Raw genomic sequence first — 19,298 nt, 5'->3', positions numbered from 1 at the left:
GGCGCCGCACGGACTTTGAGACTGCGGCATCTGCGTCGTATTGAAAAACAAGCATTTGCAAGGGATTTAAACAATGAAGAATTTATGGCTTAACCCGTTCATCCTATTGACCAGTATGCTGATATTCTCTGCGCCGGCGGCGTCCAGGGAGCCACCGGAGCCGAAGGATTCGGGAGATCCTCTCATCGCCAAGGGGCGTGAGCTATTTTTCCACGAAACCTTCGATGGCAACGGCCGAACCTGCGGAACCTGCCATCGCGCGGAAAATAACTTGACCCTCGACCCCGAGTTTATCGCCACCCTGCCGGATGATGACCCGCTGTTCGTGGCGGAATATGTGCCGGCATTAATGGAGAATTTCGAAAATCCTAAATTAATGCGTGAATTCGGGCTCATCATGGTGAATGCGGACGGCTTCGATGATCTTCCGAACCAATTCACCATGCGTAGTGTTCCGCATGTGTTCGCGCAAAAATTCTCGATGAACAGTCCCCAGGGACAACCGCACACGGGCTTGGGCTGGTCCGGGGATGGCGCGCCGGGTGATGGCGCGTTGCGTTCATTTGCGACGGGCGCGGTGAGACAGCACTTCACCAAGACCACGCAACGGCGCGAGGGCGTGGATTTTCGCCTGCCGACAGACGAAGAACTGGATGCGCTGGAGGCCTTTCAGCTTTCTCTCGGGCGCCAGGAAGAATTGGTGTTGCCCCTGCCGCTTAAGAGCGAAGTGGCGCTTCAAGGACAAGATATCTTTCAAAACGAAGGCCAGTGTTCGCTCTGTCATGTTAATGCCGGCGCGAATAATGCATTGGACGACAGCGAGGCCGGCAATTTAAATTTCAACACCGGTGTGGAAGACATGCCTGACCAACCCAGGGATCTCAGCGGCGAGTTTTATCCGCCTGACGATGGCGCCGGCACTCCGGGAAACGGCGAGTTCAACACGCCATCGCTGGTGGAGGCCGCCGATACTCCGCCATTCTTCCATAACAACTCAGCCAAGACGCTTGAGGAAGCCGTGGAATTTTATAACACCAGCGCCTTTACCGATTCACCGGCCGCGCAACGGGTAAACTTTGAAAACCTGGACGCGGAGCAGATCATCGCCGTCTCAGCGTTTCTGAGGGTCATTAACGTCTTGCATAACATTCGCGAGGTCAACACGATGCTGGGCGCGGTGTCCCGGAACGAGTACCTGGCCGGGGAGCATCCCAACGATTTGGTCAAGCGCGCGGTGTTTGATATTGACGATGCCCTTAAGGTGCTTTCGGACAGCGCGCTGCATCCCAAGGCGATCACTTTTTTGAAAAAGGCGCGCGGCTTCATCCTGGAGGCCGCAAACAAACCGGCATCCCGGATCAAGCTTGCCAGGAAAGCAATCGCCAATATAAATAATGCCAAGAGGCAACTTATCAAGTAGCCAAAACGGTTGGATTCGCCGCCGCGACCGCATGCAGTCGCGGTTAGCGGGACAATCCGTCACGCGTGATTGAGCCATCCGGCATGTATCACTTTCGTAACCTGTAATGGGCCGATTCTTGGGCGGGAGACTCGGCCCGAAGAGGGGGTTGGCGCTTTCCTTAAGCCCCGTATATCGGCGGGCCGGATATAAGCAGCATTTCATTGCCGCCCCGCTGAAATTCGTAAGAGACGCGCCTGATCTCGACATGCAGGCCTTGGCGCGCAAGCTGTTGCATGACGAAGTCCAGATGGGGGGACCGGGTTCCGGCCAGCGTCAGCAAGGGAAAGACTCTCACCTGGCGGGCTACGCGCAGCATCTCCTGCAGCGCCTGAAGGTGAAATTCGGCCGATAAGTGCTCGCTGTACAGGAACAGGAAGTGTGAACACAGCGCCATGTCGAATTCGCCGCTTGCAAACGGCAGAGACGGTAATTCACCGGTAATATAGCGACCGGCGCTTTTTCCGCTTTCGTAATCCGACAGAAACCCGTCCATCGCGGACATGCGAACGCGCCCGAGTTCCTCAACCGAAGAGATCGTTTCCCAGACAAAATTGTCCTTGTTCTGTCGCGTTTGCGCCATCACGGTTTCATAAGTCGCCAGGATGCGGCTTTTAATTTGCGCGGCGTCATAGGCGTAGATCGGATCGGCTGAAATGACGCGGCCGCCGCGCCGGGTCAATTCCGCATTGAATCCGGCCGGGCCGTCGCCGCAACCGAGAATGCCGAGCTTTAGCTCAGCGTTCGTGAGCGCGAACATACTGATGTATTCATCGTAGGAACGTCCCCACGGTACGATTTGGTCCAGTGTATAACTCATAGGGGCAAGTGGCTTGTCGAAGGTAATCGTTGGCGATTGTAGTCCGCCGGTCGGGTACGATACCACCGGCAGGCGGACTAATTGATAGACCCGGGTGCGGTAAAAAGCCGGATATATGCCGGATGCGACTTTTTACCGCGGAGAAGGGCGCCTTTTAAGGCGTTAAAACTTCCTCTCTTCCGGACAAGGGGCGAACTCGCAGGAAGGCGGCTGGCGGCCTACCCAGGAGCCATCGGGACACTGCATCGCATCCATGGTGCAGTAAATAGTGTCATCGATATTGTCATTCGTGCCGCAGTTTGCAGCGGGTTCAATAGTGTAGAAAGTGCCTTGCTTGGGGCTGATTGAGTGCAATTGTTCGATGAAGGCGTCAAATTCCGCGTCAGCTGTGTTCGAACCGGCTTCGGCGCATATCGATAGATTGCCTTCGACGGGAAGGGGTAAACCGGGACCGGGGCCCTTTACCAGGTATTTTTCGACAGTCTGATTGGCGACGGCATGGCCGATGACCTGGCGAACTGTCTGTACAGCCGCCTCATCAAGTTCACCGCCAATACTGCCGATGGAAATATTAACGGCACGGTTTTCGGCAATGGCCGGGGTGCTAATGGCCAATACTGAGCCGAAAAAAAACAAACAAGCACATTTCTTCATTGTTATTTTCCTTTTTCAAAGATTGAAAAAAACCAACAGGTTGAATGGATCTTGATTGGGCAAGTTGACATAAAGTCAACTCAGTTTGAATGCTAGCAAACGCGAAACAGATGTCAATCACAAAGAACCGGAGCTGAATGTTTGTCTGTCTGTCGCCGCTTGATTCGCGGCTATCGATGCCGCGCTTTTCTAACGTGTTATGTCGGGCGCCATGCATTGTCTGATCCGGATGGGTGATAATTGATGCGCTTTCTGATCAATCCGGCACGGATGCTCCGGCATTTTTCCTGAACAATCGGCTGTAGCAGTCATACGTGAACCGGCTGATGGGCAGCGAAAACACAAAAGGAATCCTGTAGCGGCTGATTAACCGTGCAACCAGCAAAGGCGCCGCTATGCCTATAACACAACCGGCCGCCAGATGAACTGAACCCGAATTGATATTGAAAATATCCATCAGCATGATGCGTGTGCCGCTGCCGGCCAATATATGCATCAGGTATATGGCCATTGACGACGAACCGATCAGCCTGAACCAGGCGGCCGGCTTTTTCGCCAGGTTTTTGGACAGGGCCACTATGAACAATATGGATGCCAGGGCCACCCATAAAGACAATCCGCCTTTATGGACATATGACAGGCCGAGTAACCCATGGAACAGGTATTGAGAGCCAATGAATCCGGTGAAGGCAGCCAGCAACAGGTATTTTGACGCCAGCCAGTCTGATTCGGACCACCTGCGCAGCAATATGCCGAAAACAAAAAACACAAAATTGTTGGTGATGAAATTGAGATGAAATGCTGACGGTATGTCGGTCTGAAAAATATAAGCGCATATGGATGCGGCAAAGACCGGCAGCGCAAGTTTGTCCGGCGCCTTACTGAAAACCAGCGTCGCCAGGGTAAAGATCATGAATAGCGCATAAAGAAACCAGAATTGCGCTCTTGGCTGCCACAACAAGGCAAACACATCCGAATAGCTGATATTGCTATTGGTATAGGAAGACAAATAGGCTTCCAGGGTGCCTTGCAAGATAGACCATAACAGATAGGGATAGACGATCGTATCAACCTTGCTGGCGAATACTCCTGTCGGCCCTCTCTTGTTCAGTGAGCCGCAAAAAAAAAGGCCCGATAGGAAAAAAAATAAAGGCATGTGAAAGCTGTAAATGATGCTATCGGTCAGCCTGTACAGTTTTTCATCGATCTGAATCCCTGCATGGAACACGCCTCTGGCCACATGGCCATACACGAGCAAAAACACGCCAATGGCCTTTGCATAGTCCACCCATGCACTACGTTCACTCATTGAACTCTCCGTTCTTTTTGACTAACGACTATTCAGAAAATGCATATCTTATATGCAGGATCAGGTAATTCAACATTATTATGGCTAAAGCCTAACCAGTGGGCTGGGTTGGCGCTTTTTTTGCGGAAAACCGCCGCTTCGGCATGCCGGACTTTACCCTCTGTCCGGTTTTTATGGCTCATTAAATGCTGATTTGTTGTTTCTGTTTATCAATTGAATTGGCCTGACTCAGGCGCATGTTTTGATAATTCAACACTATTACCGTTAAAGTTTGCTTAAGATAAAAACCTATGACCCTGCCAACCGTAATAAGCGATGTATAAATAGCAGAGAACGGGGATAAAAAAGGCCGGCTGTATGCCGATCCGGTCGGCGAACAGGCCCTGCACAACGGGAATGATGGCGCCGCCGACGATGGCCGCGCATAGAATCCCGGAACCCTGGCCGGTATGTTTCGCCAGGCCGTTGATGGCCAGTGAAAACAGCGTCGGGAACATGATCGAGTTGCACAGTCCCACAGCCAGAATGGCCCACATGGCCACAGGGCCGCTGCCGGCCATGCTTGCCTGCACCAGAACGGCAGCGGCCAGGGCGTTGAAGGTCAGGACTTTGCCGCCATGGATATTGCGCATGACCAGCGCGCCGGCAAAGCGGCCGACCATGGCCCCGCCCCAGTACAGCGAGACATACTTCGCGGCCTCGCGTTCCGCCAGTCCCGAAACGGCAGGCTCAGCCAGATAATTGACCAGGAAACTGCCGATCGAGACTTCCGCGCCGACGTAAACGAAAATGCCGACCGCGCCCAGGACCAGGTGACGGTAATCCCAGGCGCTCTGATAAACAGTCTCATCAGCCGCTTGCTGAACGGGTGATTCGGCGGGCGTTACCTTAGGCAGTCTGATCGCGGCAAAGCAGCCGGCAATCAGGAACAAAACCCCGGCCAGCAGCAGATAAGGCTGTTGCACGACCGCCGCCTGCGCGGCTTGATAAGCGGACAGATCCCCGGCGCTCAACAGCCGGATCTCATCGGCCGTTTTGACGGCCGCGGACAGAATGAACAAGGCGCCGAAATAAGGCGCGATAGTCGTACCCAGGGAATTGAAGGCCTGCGTCATGGTCAAGCGGCTGGAGGCGGTTTCAGGTTTCCCTAAAATGGTCACATAGGGGTTGGCCGCGACCTGCAGCAAGGTGATGCCGGAAGCCAGCACGAAGAAGGCGGTCAGAAACAGCGGATAGGAATGCCGGCCGGCGGCCGGATAAAACAGCAGGCAGCCCAGTCCCGCGATGGCTAGTCCGGTGATAATGCCGCCCTTGAAACCAATCCTCTCGACCAGGTGGCCGCTGGGCACTGAAACCACGAAATAAGCCGTAAAAAAGCAGAACTGGATCAGCATGGCCTGCGAGTAGTTCAGCGTGAACACCGCTTTCAGGTGAGGAATCAGGATATCGTTCAGGCTGGTGATGAAGCCCCAGATGAAAAACAGCGAGGTCAGTATGGCAAGGGTGCCGGAATAGGAATTTTCGGCGTTGTCCGCCGGATTGCCGGATGCCGTTGCGGTAGGGGGTATATCGGCCATGCTTGAATCCTGTCTGTTAATATTTATTGGTTCTGTAAGCTTAAACCAAGCGGGACGGGGTTTGAAACCCCGTCCCGCTGCTGAGTTACTTGTTATGTAAGCGTGTAGGGTACGCATTGCGTACCAGACTGTGAAAGAATTAGTGAAAAGCGTCATAAAAAGCCTTATTCACCACGAAGATCACGAAGGACACGAAGAAAAAATAAAATTAATCAATAACTTAAAGCTTCGTGTGCTTCGTGTCCTTCGTGGTTAAATCTTTTAAATTGAATACTTTCACAGTCTCGTACCTGTTCAGATTTACCGGCTTGCCATGGCGCCGAAAAGATACGCGATGCGTACCCTACACTTAAATTACTCCGTTACAGAAAAGCCGGCCGTTTCTTGGCCGACCATCACCTTAAACTCGCCGGGCTCGATGATGCGCTTCATGTCGATGCCGATGAACGACAGGTCGCGCGGCGTCAGGGTAAAACTCAACGGCTGCTCCTGTCCCGGTTCCAGCTCGACTTTCTTGAACGCTTTCAGCTGTCTGGCGGGCCGCGTCACGGAGGCCGCAACGTCGTTCAGGTACAGCAGCACGGTCTCCTTGCCTTTCTGCGCGCCGGTGTTTTTGACGCTGACACGGACGGTGACGTTTTCGCCCATTTTAATCTGCGCCTTGTCCACGCTCAGACCGCGGGTCTCGAACGTCGTATAGCTCATGCCATGCCCGAACGGATAGAGCGGTTTGTAAGCGTTGCCATCGTACGATTCCATCGGCTTGTGGTCGTACGGCACGATATCGTTGGTGTTTCTCGGATAGCTGATGGGCAGCTTGCCGTCGGGGTTGTAGTCGCCATAGACGATGTCGGCGATGGCTTCGCCGCCTTCCATGCCCGGCAGAAAGCCCAGGATCACGCCGGGCACTTTGTCGGCGATGGCCGTGATGATGCGCGGGCGGCCGCCCAGCATCAGCAGGATGACCGGCTTGCCGGTCGCGATCACGGCATTCGCCAGATCGATCTGCGTCTGGTCGAGCATCAATGACTCGATATTACCCAGGGTTTCCGTATACGGCTTTTCGCCCAGGGCCAGCAGGACATAATCATGATTCCCGGCCTCGGCGACGACTTTATCGATGTCGATCGGATCGGCAAACGACTGGCCGCCGACATAGGTCACCTTGCCGGCCGATTTTTTCCGCAGGGCTTCGAAGACGGTCGGTTTGTCCTGCGGATACAGGCTCTCGTTGTCGCCCTGCCAGGTAATGGTCCAGCCGCCGTTCATGACGCTGAGCAGGTTGGCGGTCGGCCCCGTCACCAGAATCCTGGCGTCCTTTTTCAAGGGCAGGATGTGGTGGTCGTTTTTGGCCAGAATGATGGATTCGCGCGCGGCCTGACGGTTCGTCTCCACGGCATCGGGAGTGGCGAAATGGCCCTCGACGGGCGGCACCGGCCTGTCTGTATCGAACAGTCCGGCCTGGAACTTGACGGTCAGGATTCTGGACACGGCCTCGTCGATGCGCGACATCGGCACTTCGCCCGACCGGGCCAGTTCGATCAGCAGGTCATAGAAGGAAAAATCGAACGGCACCATGCTCATGTCCACGCCGGCCATGACCGCGATCCTGACCGCTTCTTTCGGCGAGGCGGCCAGTCTGTCGCGCGTATAAAGGCGCTTGATGTCTTCCCAGTCGGAGACGGTGAAGCCCTTGAAGCCCAGTTCGCCGCGCAATATCGTGGTCAGATACTGATAGTTGGCATGGCCAGGAATGCCGTCGACTTCGGCCGAGTTGACCATGATCGTCGGCGATCCGGCTTGCACGCCGGCCTCGAAGGGCGGCAGGAAGTACTCGCGCAGCATGCGCTCGCCGATCCAGGCCGGTGTCCGGTCCTTGCCGTTGATCGGAAAGCTGTAGCCGACATAATGCTTCAGGCAAGTCAGCGCTTTGTCCGGCGCCGAGAAATCATCGCCCTGATGACCTTTGATATAGGCGGCGCCCATGACCGATGACAGATGCACGTCCTCGCCATAGGTTTCCCAAAGGCGCGGCCAGAGCGGCTGCCGGCCAATATCCATGACCGGCGCGAAATTCCACGGCAGGCCCGACGCGCGCACTTCGCGGGCCGTGATCTCGCCTTCCTTAAAGCTCAATTCCGGATTGAAAGTCGCGGCCATGCTGATGGCCTGCGGAAACAGCACGGCGCCCTGCGTGTAAGTCGCGCCGTGGATCGCGTCGATGCCGTAAATGACCGGAATTTTCAGGCGCGTTCTCGATGACGTCTCCTGTATCGCGGCCGTTATCTTCCGCCAGGTCTCAATCGGGGCCGCCCGATTATTGGGCGAGAGAGGCGCGTTCAGGATGGAACCGACATGGCGGTTGATCACGGCCTCCTCCAGCCTGGCCCGGTCGACCGGCGGCTCGGCGTTTTGAGCCTCCGGCGTGCTGACGACGCTGAAATCGACCTGGGTCATCTGCCCGACTTTTTCTTCCAGCGTCATTTCCGACAGCAGTTGTTTCACGCTAGCTTCCACGGCTTCGTTTCCGGCTTGTGCAGTCACGGTCCACTCCAACAGACTAAACAGGGACAGGATTAAAATAATACGTTTTGCTTTCAACTTTTTTCTTCGCCAGTTCAATTGCTCAAGCCGGGCTTCGCGGACCGTGGCTCACTTTGGGAACGAATGCCGTAAGGACGGCATTCAAGGTCAGTAAAAAATCAGACAGTACACTCATGGCCCTAGTTTAATAGATATCGCGCATGCGCGGTTTATTCCGTTTGTCGCTATGCTCCGCCGCTACAAAAAAATCCGACCTGTCACAGGTAAATTCCGATCAGGCAGGTGAGGACATTGTCTCGCAAGCTCGTCTATCTCCTAATAATGCGAGATTAAAACGCATCTTTAATAATACTAATAATAAGGTGAGCACATGATAGACACTGCGAAAAATGCCGATGGAGCGTCGGCCATGCGGAAACGCGGGCATTTACCGGCCGGCACACCGGCGACCAATCCGTGTCGCCTGTCCGGAAAGCGAGCGGCGGGCTTGGCCTTGATCCTGACGCTGTGCCATGCGGCGCCGGGTCAGTCCGGGGAGAACAGCAAACCTGAGGTGTTCCGCTTCGACATTCCGGCCGAGGACATGGCGGCCGCGCTGGAGGCATTTTCGGAAACCACTGACATTCAACTGAGCTATCCGTCCGTTCTGGTCAGGGATTCCAAATCCAAGGCGTTGTCAGGCATTTATACGCCCGAGCAGGCGCTGGCGAAGCTGCTGGCCGATTCCGACATCACTTACCGGTTTGCCGACGACCAGGTCATCGCCCTGGCCGGCTCGAAAAACAAGGGCATGAGCACCGAAAGCCTGCTGGCCCGGGCGCCGAAAGAAAATTACCCGGCCGATCCGGCGCCTGAAAAACCTTATACCGGGTCGGTGGAGCAGGAGGATATGACAGTAAGGGGCAATAGTTTCGGCCCTTATATCAAGTCCGAATCAACGGCGGGCTCAAAAATTCCAATCGAAACGACCCGCATCCCCCAAAGCATACAGGTCATCACCGGCGAGGCGCTCAGGGACCAGGGCGCGCTCAGTATCGGCAATATCCTGAAACAGGTGCCTTCGGCCACGGTGATCGGAACGCGGTACAGCCGGTTTCCCAAAATAAGCATTCGCGGATTCAAAGCCGACCAGAACCGCAATGGAATAAGGCAGATTTTTGGCGGAGACGTCGATTGGTCCGCGCTGAGCCATATCGAGAATGTGGAAGTATTGAAAGGACCGGGCAGCACCGTGTACGGGCAGCAAACCAATGACGGCGGCGGGGTGATCAACGTCATCACCAAGCGGCCGTTCGACGAATTTGCCTCCGAGTTCAGTTTCACCCGAGGCGGATATGATGAATTCGACGGCGATATCACCAGCGGACAATGGGATATTAACGGCCCTTTATTGGCGGATGGCGCGTTGAAAGCGCGCTTTACCGGGGAAATTGAAGGTTCCGAAAGCTTCATCAACTACCAGAAACTGGACAGGGAAAATTTCGGCCTGACGCTCGCCTGGGATGACGGCGGTCCGGTGCGCGGCTTCATCAATGCCGAATATCAGCATCGCAGCACGGTGCCGAATCCCGGATTGCCGGTATTCGGCACCGTGCGCGGTAGCGGTTTCGGAAACATATCCCGCGACACGTATCTGGGCGAGCCTGGTTTCGATAAGCTTGAAATCGAAACACCTTTGGTTCAGGCCTGGCTGGACATTGATGTGGGGGAAAACTGGAAAATATCGCCGCGCTTTCAATATGACGAATTCAATGGCGACCAGGATCAGGTATTCCTTGGCCCGACAACGCTCGATGCCGCAACCGGGCGTATCAATGTAGCGCGCACGGGCAGAACCGGTTTCAAGGAAAGGGATAGAGCCTACATCGGGCAAATCGACATTACCGGTACCGTGGAAACAGGCTTCCTGATCCATCAGATTTTCCTGGGCGGTGATTACACCAAGTCGCATTTCGGAACGAGTTCGGTGAATCTGGCCGGCGTACCCGCCATTGATGCCCTCAATCCCGTTTATCTGGCTGCACAACCTGCGGCAGGGCCGGTACGGATCGGCAGTCACGGTACTTCGGAACTGGGCTCGTTTGCGTTTCAGGATATCATTTCGATCACTCCGGAATTTGACTTGACGGGAGGCGTGCGCCAATCCACCTACAGCGCAAAACGACTCAATATCGCCAACGGCGTAACGTCGGAAATAGATACGGACAACACGTCCTATCAGGTCGGAGGCACTTTTCACGCCACCGATTCCATCCACTTTTTCGCGGGATACGGCGAGGGATTTTCGCCTATCCCTGCGATTGCGATGGCCAACGGCGCCTCGCTTGAACCGGGCGAATCTGAACAAGTGGAAGCCGGCGTCAAGATTAACTTTCCTTCTGGGCTGAGCGGAACGGCCTCGTTTTTTGACATTACGCGCAGCAACGTGACTACGCCGGACAGAAGAAATCCGGGCTTTCAGGTGGCAACCGGTGAAATTCAATCCCGGGGCGCGGAGGTGGAGTTGGCTTATCAAGTGACTGAACAATGGTACATCCAGGGCGGCTATGCCTTCATCGATGCGGAAATCACCCAAAGCAATGCGAACGATGTCGGCAACCGGCCGGAAAAAATTCCGGAGCACCAGGCCAATATCTGGACTCATTACAGATTCGACAGCGGCGTCCTGAAAAACCTGACCCTGTCCGCAGGCGCCAATTATGTCGGCAATCGCCCGTTCGACAATGCCAATACCGCTGTGCTTCCCAACTATACGACGCTGGACCTGGCCAGTTCCTATACCTGGAGAAATGTAAAGCTGGAACTGTTCGCGAACAATGTGCTGGACAAGCGCTATTTCGTCTCGGCCGATTTTGGCCCGGCCGTGTTCCCAGGCGACCCGAGAACCATTTTCGGCCGGGTGTCATTGAAGTTTTAGCCGTATAGCCCGAGAAGCATGCTTTTCTCAATCTGACCCTCTTCCGATGGGAAAGCCGGTTATGGCCGGCTGTCGCGAGCCGTGGCTCGCGCAAAACAGCAGGAAAAAAACATGAAGTACAATACCGATCATTTACCCGATTGCCATGCGCCGGGCGTGCCGGAATCGAATAACGCACGTTTGGCCCGGCTCAAGGCCCGACGCAAGCTCTGGCTGGACGTGCATCTTTACCTCGGCCTGTCGGCCGGATTTATCCTGGCCATCGTCGGCCTGACCGGCAGCATCCTGGTTTTTTATCAGGAAATGCAGGAGGTCGTGAATCCTGAACTGGCGCTCGTATCCGCACCGCCGGAAGGCGTTGCCGCTTACCGTTCACTGGATGAAATCATCGCGGCGGCCGACAGCGTCAGGCCTGAAGGCAGCCGAATAAAAAATGTTTACTATCCGCGTCATCAGGAAGCCGCTTTCAAGCTGCTTTACTATGTCCAAGCGCCCGGGCAGTCGGATCACGGCGACGGCTATTATATTTTCGTCGATCCCTATACCGCGCATGCTCAAGGCATGCAGCTCTGGCATCCCAAGGGACGTTACTGGGGCCGGCCTTTGGTCAGCTTTATCATGCAGTTGCACTGGTGCCTGCTGCTGGGCAAAAACGGCGGCGTTATTGTCGGCATTCTGGCGGTGTTGTCGATTATTTCAGTCTTGACCGGCCTGATCGTCTGGTGGCCGCTGACCGGCAAATTCAGGCAGGCCTTAACGTTTAAACAGCATGCGGGTGCGGTGCGCTTTAATTTCGATCTGCATAAAACCGTCGGCTTTTATTCGACTATTGTGCTATTGGCCGTACTGTTCTCGGGCGTTTATTTTAACTTGCCGGCGCAAGTGAATACGCTCGTCGAATTGTTTTCACCACTGGAGCGGCCCAATGCCTGGACGGGCATAGACGAGGCGGATTACCGGTCGACTGTTCGGCACGATGGAAAACCGCTCGATTACGCGCAAATCGAAGACTCGGTCCATCGACACTACCCTTTGGGCAAGCTCTGGAAGCTAAATGCGCCGCAGCATGAGCAGGATGTTTATAAAATTTGGAAAAAGGATGTCAGCGAGATTAGCCCCTTTATCGGTTATCGCGAATTAATTGTCGACCAATACAGCGGTGAAATTCTGAAAGTTTACGATTCGGGCTCCGGCAGTGCCGGCGATATTTTGCTGGACTGGCAATGGCCGATGCACAGCGGTCATGCGTTCGGCTGGCCGGGACGTATTCTGGTGCTGCTCTCGGGGCTGGCATGTCCTGTGCTGTTCGGCACAGGCGTCATCCGCTGGCTACAGAAACGCAAGGCGAAAAGCCATCGCGGCCCGTTGTCGAAACTGCGGCAGGGCGATAAGATGCTGAGGCGCTAAAGCGCATCGTTCGAGCCCGTGGCTCTTGGCAAATGATAAAGAATAGAGGTGCGGGCTGGATCGGCGCGTTAGCGAAAACCCAGCCTATTATCCAAATAAGGAGTCCGTCGATTGGCTGATAAAGACATTGATCTATGGTTTGAAGCACTGGCCGCTACCGAGGATACCTATCAACGGTACTGGGCATTGCTGGATAAAGAAGAGCAGGCCAAAGCCCTGCGCTTTGTCCAGGAACAGCACCGCGCCCGCTACGTCATCAGCCACGGCAAAGTCAGGACGATACTGGCGCGCTACATCGACAAGCCGCCGGAAACCCTATGCTTTGCGCAGGAAGTCGCTGGCAAACCCTATCTGGTTGTCGATGGCCGCCCGCATGAGGTCAAATTCAACCTGTCGCATTCCGGCGACAGAATGATGCTGGCGGTGAGCCGCCACGAGCCTGTCGGGGTGGATATCGAAGTCTGGCTCGACGGCTTCGATTGCGCCGCCGTTGCCGAGGAATGCTTTACCGAAACCGAGAAGGCGTTCTGGCAGGCCTTGCCGGCGCATGAAAAAGCCGATGCGTTTTACCGGTTCTGGACCCGCAAGGAAAGCTTTGTGAAGGCGATCGGCGCGGGCATTTCGCTAGACGTCTCGCAAGTCGTGACTTCGGTGGACGGCGCTTCCCGATTCATATCGCTGCCCGCGCGCTACGGCGCGGCCGGCCAATGGCGCCTGGTGGATCTGGACCTGGGGCCGGGCCTCAGCGGTGCCTTGACAGTCAGGGCCGGCGGCATGGAGCGCCTTTGCTTCAGGCGCCTTTGACGTTGCGATGCTCCGTATTTACGGCTCTTTCAGAGCCGCCCGCTCAGGTTCGGCCATTGAACAATAGCTTGGTTTCAAATGCGGGCAACCGGTGTGGGAGCGATGCTTTTATGCCCTTTAGGGTACACATCGCGATTAAAAAAAGCCCAGCAAGTCGCGATGTGGGCATCGCTCCCACGGAAACGGCCTTAACCTGAAGGGATATCGGAGGCTGTTTTTAGCCGAATGCTCAATACCTGAAACAATGGCCCGCGTATATCCGTTAAAAAAAACTGTGTTATATGCCGCACTTTATAGGCCATATGACACAGTGTTTTTGCAGGCTCTAACTGGAGAGATGAGCGGGAAGCCTTTCCCTTTAAAGGGTAGCGATAAGTGGCATCATATTTGCTGTAAGGATTAAGGGGAGCCTTCCCTTCCTTATTTTCAATAACAGCACCCTTAATCAAAGGATTGTATTTGTTGATGAGTCTATTGCCCGAGCAGAGTTTGTCATCTTTTTTTCTACTGCATCAAAAGGATTTGATGCAATTTTTGACTTATAAAGTACAGTGCGCCGAAACGGCAACGGATTTAAGTCAGGAGACTTATTTGCGCCTTGTTCAGCATCGTCAAGTGGATACGATCGAAAATTTGCGTGCCTATTTGTTTCGGATTGCCAATAATCTTGCCCTTGACCATCTTCGCAGCCGGACCCGTCAGCTGCAGCGCGAAGCCGGGCCGGTTACGGACGATTTGGTCTGCCAGGCACCGGAGCCGGATGCGGCGCTGGCCGGCCGCCAGCAACTGGAGATGCTTGAACGGATTATTTACGATCTGCCGCCGAAATGCCGCGAGGTTTTTTTGATGTGCCGCGTGGAAGGCAAAAGCTATGCCGAGATCGGCGATGCGCTGTCCATTTCTCCCCGTACCGTGGAAAGCCATATGCGCAAGGCCCTGGAGCAGATTCGCCAACAGTTTGATTGAGCAGTTTCGAATCACGACGCAAAAATAATGCGCGTCTTGTAAGGGCAAACAGGGTTGTCGAACGTCTTACTAAAAAGCCTTTCCTGTTCATTGGATACCCTGTCGTACTACAATATTCGGCCATGCCCATCAAGAAACCTTCCTCATCGCAGCCATCCGATTCCGAGCTGGCGTCCGTCTGGTTTGCGCGCCTGCAGGCGGGTGACGTGAGCGAGGAGGAAGTGGCCCGGTTCAAAGCCTGGTATCAGGCCAGCCAGGAACATGCCAGGGCTTATGACCGAATGCGGGTGCTCTGGGCCATGCTGGAAGCGCCCGCTCAACGGGTGCAGGCAAAAGTCGAGGCCGAGCAGGCACAGGCAGCGCCGTTGTCCATGGCCGGCAAACGGCCTTATTCCCGGCGCTTCCTGGCCGCCTCCGCGCTGGTTCTGGCCGTTGCCGTGCCGCTGAGCCATCAATTCCCGATCCTCTACCAGAACTGGCAAAGCGACTACCACACGGCGCCGGGCGAGCGCTTAACCGTTGCGCTCGATGACGGCTCACGGATCACCCTGAATACCGATACCGCGCTGAGCGTGGAATTCTCGGCCGATCAGCGGCGCATCAGACTGTTGCGCGGCGAGGGTTATTTCGATGTGGCGCCGAATAAAAGCCGACCGTTTATCGTGGCCAGCGGCACTGCCCGCGCCCGCGCGGTCGGCACGGCCTTCAGCGTCAGGAACTCCGGCGACGCCCTGCGCGTGGCCGTCAGCGAAGGCACGGTGGAAGTGTCGGCCGGCAACAGCGATGAAGCCGTGCGGGTGTATCTGAATCAGCAGGTTGCTTATCGACAGGGCCGGCTCGGGCCGGTCATGTCCGCCGACATGCTCGAGGCGCTCGCCTGGCAGCGCGGCCAGCTGATTTTCAACCGCCAGCCGCTGCCGGAGGTGATCGATGAAGTCAACCGCTACCGGCGCGGCCGGATCCTGCTGCTCAATCCCGCGCTGAAAGGGCATATCGTCAGCGGCGTGTTCGATACCACGGACCCGAACGCCGCGCTGGACGGAATCAAGGCCACGTTGAAGATAAGATCCCTGAGACTGTCCGAACGTCTGGTATTGCTTTATTAACGCGCGCCTATCCCATAGCGCTCATGGCGGGCAAAAGCGCCGCATAAAGCGTCTACTACTGATGCTCATTCTGTCTGTAAGGTCATTCCGACATTTTTTTTCCCGCGACTAAGGGTAAACCTCAGCTGCTTCGTCTTTTGTCCTGAAGGTTAACGTTTTAGGACAATGAGAAACACAGCATGAAATTATCGAAAAGCCGCAAACAAGGACAACAAATGCTCAAAACAGCCGGGGTTCTGGCTGTTCTGCTTGCCACGGGACAAAACGGCCATGCCGCCGATACCGGCAAATCGGTGCCATTCAATATTCCGGCGCAATCCTTATCGGGGGCATTGACCCGGTTTGCCGCCGACACGCGGCTGCAAGTGTTGTATGACAGTGACATCGCCGAAAGTCTGGAGGCTCCCGCGCTGAACGGCACTTATACGCCGGAGGAAGCGCTGGAACAACTGCTTCAGGGCACCGGGCTCAATTACCGGTACAGCAATGACAACACCATCACGCTGGAAATGACCCGCGGCAGCCTGACCGCCGAAAACCTGCTGGCCCAGGCGCCGAAAGAGAACTACCCGGCCGAGCCGGTATCCGAAAAGCCCTATGCCGGCCCGGTCGAGCAGGAGGATATGACCGTGCAGGGCGTGGCGATGTCGGGGTACAACGCGGTGAATGCCAGTACCGCGACCCGGACCGACACACCGATATTAGAGACGCCGATGTCCATCCAGGTCATCCCGCGCGCGGTAATAGATGACCAGCAAAACATTACCGTGGAAGAAAGTTTACGCAACGTGAGCGGCGTGGTTCCGCGCCTTTCGGCCATCACGCCCAATTTTGAGCCGACCCTGATTCGCGGGTTTGCGGCGCGGCAGTTTATCGACGGCTTCAACCAATATTTAAATTCCGGAGACCAGAGCAGTATGGTCAATATCGAGCGGGTTGAAGTATTGAAAGGCGCCAACGCGGTGCTTTACGGCGGCGGCAACGGCTCCCCGGTGGGCGGGATGATCAATCTGGTTTCCAAGATGCCGCAAAAAGAGGCGTTTTATGAGATAGGGGTTAAGGCCGGGCTGTATGACTTTGCCCAGCCGTTCGTGGACTTGAACCAGCCGATCAACGACAACATCCTGTTTCGTTTCACGGGCGAATACACGAACAGCGCCAGCAATATCGACGTGCTCGACACGGACCGGTTCAATGTCAATCCTACCCTGACCTTCACTAACAACGACGATACCACGTTCACCTTGCAAGGCAAGTTTTCACGATGGGAGCAGCAGGACTACCAGGGCTTGCCGGCGGTCGGCACTGTTGCTGGCAATTTCAGGATCCGGCCGGAACTGTTCATCGGTCCGGATGATATCGCAAAAAGCAATTCGGAATTTTACGGCGTCTGGGCTACGCTGGATCACCAGTTGAACGATATCTGGTCATTTACCGCTAAAGGACGCTATTCCCATTCCAAATTCGATACCCTGGCGCAGAACCTGCTCGGCAGCGGTTTTAGCTTTGGCGCCGACCAGCCGCTCATTGCCCCGTCAACCTGGGGACTGATCAATAGCGAATTGGGTCAAGAGCAGGAAGAAAAGAGCGTACAGGTTTATGCCACGGCCAAATTCGACCTGGGGCCGACCAGGAATACCGTGTTGTTCGGCGCCGATTTCAGCGAGTTGGATGACGACGGTTTCATGGACTTCAATTTTTTCCCCGTCGACTTTGTCGACTTGAGCAATCCGGCCTTTCGGGTTCCGTACAGCACTCCGGGCACGCGTGAGCAGACTCAATTCACCAGAAACACGACTTACGGCGGCTATATCCAGCTGCAAAGCACGATCTATGACCGCCTGCACCTGTTGGCGAGCGTGCGCCGCGGCAATGTCGTGACAGATTTCGTCAATACCATGAACGGGACAAGCTTCAAATCGGATACCGGCCGTTTCCTGCCCAATGTCGGCGCGCTGTTTGACATCACCGATGAATTTTCGCTATTTGTCGACTACAGCGAAGGCATGCGCGGTCAAGGCGGGGCCAACTATGCCTCGACACCCAAACCTGAACTCTCCAAGCAGATCGAAGCCGGTGTAAAGTTTAATGTTGCCGAACAGCTGACGGGCCAGCTTGCGGTCTATCAGATTGAGCGGGAAAACGTCAGGGTCACGGATTTCACCGATGCTCAATTCCGGTCGGTCACCAAAGGGCAGCAGCGCTCGACAGGTATCGAGACGGATATGACCTGGCAGGTCACCGAAGGTTTGAGTCTGTTGGGCAATTACGCCTTTACCGAGGCGGAATTCACCGATGATCTGGCAGGCGTGCCTGACGGCAACCATTTGCCGGGTGTGCCGAAGCATTCCGGTCGTTTCTGGGCCAATTACGCCTTCCAGGACGCAATGTTGAAGGGATGGAGCACGGGCGCGGGCATCTATGCGCAATCGAGCACCTATCTGGCCAAAGACAATCTGTACAAAAGCGAAAGCTTTTACACCATAGACGCAGACATCGCTTATCGAACAAAAGGTTACAAGCTTGGCATATCGGTCAAGAACCTGACCGACAACGAGTATTTTCAACGGCTGAATTACTTCGACACGCGGGTGATGCCTTCTCAGGGCACCACCGTCTATTTCAGCGGCTCGGTGATCTTTTGACGGCTTTGGCAATAGGTGATGGCGCTTACCGGCGCCATCAAGGCTTACATTAATACTACAGTTATCATCAGGACTATTTTATGGATCGTCGACAATTTACCAAGCTGGCATTATTTGGCGCTTTCCTCGCCCCCTTGGGAAACAGCGTTAAAGCCGCCGAAAGCGCTGCGCAGAGAAAAATCCAGGCCAAAACGGATTCTCTGCAGGCGCATAAGGCTTTGATGAGCGCTCCGGGCGTGAAAATGATGGGCAATGAAAAAATTGCCATGCTGCTGTATCCTGGATTTTATGCGCCGGATCTGATTAATCCGCAGTTTTTATTTCATGCCATGATGGGCGCCGAAGTGTGCCTGATTTCCCCGACCGACGACTTGACGCCGGTGGATTGCGGCGGTTTTTCAGTCGTGCCCACGCACAGGCTGAGCGAATGCCCGGCCAAGCCGGATATTCTCTTTGTTCCCGGCGGCGCGGAAGGGACGCTGGAGGCCATGAGAAACAAGCCGTTTATCGACTTTATTAAAACCAGGGCGGCTGATGCCCGATATATCGCCAGTGTCTGTACCGGCAGTTTACTGCTCGGCAAGGCCGGCCTGCTGGCAGGCAAAAAGGCCACCTCGCACTGGTCGACGCTGGACTTGTTGAAAAAGTTCGGCGCGACGCCCGTGAAAGAACGCGTGGTCTGGGACGGCAATCTGGTGACGGGCGGCGGCGTCACGGCCGGAATTGATCTGGGCCTGGAAATTGTCGCCGCCTTGCGCGGCAAGGACTATGCGCAAGCCATTCAGCTGCAGGCTGAATACGATCCCGCGCCCCCATATAACTCTGGCTCACCCGAAAAGGCGCCGGCATTTGTTCGGGACAATGTCAGGGGAATGTTTGCGCCGCTGGTGCTGGATATGGAACTGGAGATTTAGGATTGGTTTCAAAATAACACCTCGATGCCAATTTTATGATCCCCGTGGGAGCGATGCCTTCATCGCGACTAAAGGCCCCCAATCGCGATGAGGGCATCGCTCCCACAAAGCTCCCACAAACGCTGATCCGGATTTACAACAAGGCGATTATTGATTGTCAAATCCTTAACCGAATG

13 protein-coding genes are annotated in these 19,298 nt (G+C 55.2%); 8 read left to right on the top strand and 5 right to left on the bottom strand.

What is annotated here, in order from left to right; translation table 11 throughout:
- Window positions 1–73: 73 nt before the first annotated feature.
- Window positions 74–1,420, top strand: coding sequence for a hypothetical protein (locus METMA_RS24220; protein ID WP_020158476.1), 1,347 nt, complete (start codon window positions 74–76; stop codon window positions 1,418–1,420).
- A gap of 160 nt (window positions 1,421–1,580) precedes the next feature.
- Here the strand turns inward: METMA_RS24220 and METMA_RS0107580 are convergent, their stop codons facing one another.
- The 5 genes from METMA_RS0107580 to METMA_RS0107550 all read right to left on the bottom strand — a co-directional run bounded on the left by METMA_RS0107580 (window position 1,581) and on the right by METMA_RS0107550 (window position 8,363).
- Window positions 1,581–2,279 (bottom strand): class I SAM-dependent methyltransferase, encoded by a 699-nt coding sequence (locus tag METMA_RS0107580; RefSeq protein WP_020158475.1) that lies wholly within the window; start codon window positions 2,277–2,279, stop codon window positions 1,581–1,583.
- Window positions 2,280–2,441: 162 nt separating this feature from the next.
- The gene (locus METMA_RS24215; RefSeq protein WP_051114334.1) at window positions 2,442–2,933 is read right to left on the bottom strand and encodes a hypothetical protein; all 492 of its coding nucleotides are present in this window, start codon (window positions 2,931–2,933) and stop codon (window positions 2,442–2,444) included.
- Window positions 2,934–3,189: 256 nt separating this feature from the next.
- Entirely contained in the window at window positions 3,190–4,242 is a 1,053-nt protein-coding gene (locus tag METMA_RS0107565) for an acyltransferase family protein (RefSeq protein WP_027147122.1), read from the bottom strand.
- Window positions 4,243–4,517: 275 nt separating this feature from the next.
- Complete coding sequence (locus METMA_RS0107555) at window positions 4,518–5,819, bottom strand: sugar MFS transporter (protein ID WP_020158470.1); 1,302 nt, start codon at window positions 5,817–5,819, stop codon at window positions 4,518–4,520.
- A 354-nt stretch (window positions 5,820–6,173) separates the two neighbouring features.
- On the bottom strand, window positions 6,174–8,363 hold the full coding sequence (locus tag METMA_RS0107550; protein WP_232216334.1) for a glycoside hydrolase family 3 N-terminal domain-containing protein: 2,190 nt from the start codon (window positions 8,361–8,363) through the stop codon (window positions 6,174–6,176).
- 370 nt (window positions 8,364–8,733) lie between these two features.
- On the opposite strand from METMA_RS0107550, the gene METMA_RS24210 reads away from it, so the two are divergent.
- The 7 genes from METMA_RS24210 to METMA_RS24200 all read left to right on the top strand — a co-directional run bounded on the left by METMA_RS24210 (window position 8,734) and on the right by METMA_RS24200 (window position 19,122).
- Entirely contained in the window at window positions 8,734–11,280 is a 2,547-nt protein-coding gene (locus METMA_RS24210; RefSeq protein WP_020158468.1) for a TonB-dependent siderophore receptor, read from the top strand.
- 111 nt (window positions 11,281–11,391) lie between these two features.
- Window positions 11,392–12,687: a PepSY-associated TM helix domain-containing protein gene (locus METMA_RS0107540; RefSeq protein WP_020158467.1), complete on the top strand. Its 1,296-nt coding sequence runs from the start codon at window positions 11,392–11,394 to the stop codon at window positions 12,685–12,687.
- Between the two features lie 111 nt (window positions 12,688–12,798).
- A complete protein-coding gene (locus tag METMA_RS0107535) occupies window positions 12,799–13,491 on the top strand; it encodes a 4'-phosphopantetheinyl transferase family protein (protein ID WP_020158466.1) in 693 nt (230 codons plus the stop codon).
- Window positions 13,492–13,956: 465 nt separating this feature from the next.
- On the top strand, window positions 13,957–14,457 hold the full coding sequence (locus METMA_RS0107530; protein ID WP_020158465.1) for an RNA polymerase sigma factor: 501 nt from the start codon (window positions 13,957–13,959) through the stop codon (window positions 14,455–14,457).
- Window positions 14,458–14,579: 122 nt separating this feature from the next.
- Window positions 14,580–15,563 (top strand): FecR family protein, encoded by a 984-nt coding sequence (locus METMA_RS0107525; RefSeq protein WP_020158464.1) that lies wholly within the window; start codon window positions 14,580–14,582, stop codon window positions 15,561–15,563.
- 179 nt (window positions 15,564–15,742) lie between these two features.
- Complete coding sequence (locus METMA_RS24205; RefSeq protein WP_020158463.1) at window positions 15,743–18,208, top strand: TonB-dependent siderophore receptor; 2,466 nt, start codon at window positions 15,743–15,745, stop codon at window positions 18,206–18,208.
- Window positions 18,209–18,288: 80 nt separating this feature from the next.
- Window positions 18,289–19,122 (top strand): DJ-1/PfpI family protein, encoded by an 834-nt coding sequence (locus METMA_RS24200; RefSeq protein ID WP_020158462.1) that lies wholly within the window; start codon window positions 18,289–18,291, stop codon window positions 19,120–19,122.
- Window positions 19,123–19,298 lie beyond the last annotated feature (176 nt).

The organism is Methylobacter marinus A45 (genome assembly GCF_000383855.1).
GTDB classification, from domain to species: domain Bacteria; phylum Pseudomonadota; class Gammaproteobacteria; order Methylococcales; family Methylomonadaceae; genus Methylobacter; species Methylobacter marinus.
Note: the sequence above shows the minus strand (reverse complement) of the source record. Positions and strands in the feature narration are given on the sequence as shown.

Coding starts and splice junctions, on each gene's coding strand:
- METMA_RS24215 (WP_051114334.1), bottom strand. CDS start 2,933: ATGAAGAAATGTGCTTGTTTGTTTTTTTTCGGCTCAGTATTGGCCATT.
- METMA_RS0107565 (WP_027147122.1), bottom strand. CDS start 4,242: ATGAGTGAACGTAGTGCATGGGTGGACTATGCAAAGGCCATTGGCGTG.
- METMA_RS0107555 (WP_020158470.1), bottom strand. CDS start 5,819: ATGGCCGATATACCCCCTACCGCAACGGCATCCGGCAATCCGGCGGAC.
- METMA_RS0107540 (WP_020158467.1), top strand. CDS start 11,392: ATGAAGTACAATACCGATCATTTACCCGATTGCCATGCGCCGGGCGTG.
- METMA_RS24200 (WP_020158462.1), top strand. CDS start 18,289: ATGGATCGTCGACAATTTACCAAGCTGGCATTATTTGGCGCTTTCCTC.
- METMA_RS0107580 (WP_020158475.1), bottom strand. CDS start 2,279: ATGAGTTATACACTGGACCAAATCGTACCGTGGGGACGTTCCTACGAT.
- METMA_RS24210 (WP_020158468.1), top strand. CDS start 8,734: ATGATAGACACTGCGAAAAATGCCGATGGAGCGTCGGCCATGCGGAAA.
- METMA_RS24205 (WP_020158463.1), top strand. CDS start 15,743: ATGAAATTATCGAAAAGCCGCAAACAAGGACAACAAATGCTCAAAACA.
- METMA_RS24220 (WP_020158476.1), top strand. CDS start 74: ATGAAGAATTTATGGCTTAACCCGTTCATCCTATTGACCAGTATGCTG.
- METMA_RS0107530 (WP_020158465.1), top strand. CDS start 13,957: ATGAGTCTATTGCCCGAGCAGAGTTTGTCATCTTTTTTTCTACTGCAT.
- METMA_RS0107525 (WP_020158464.1), top strand. CDS start 14,580: ATGCCCATCAAGAAACCTTCCTCATCGCAGCCATCCGATTCCGAGCTG.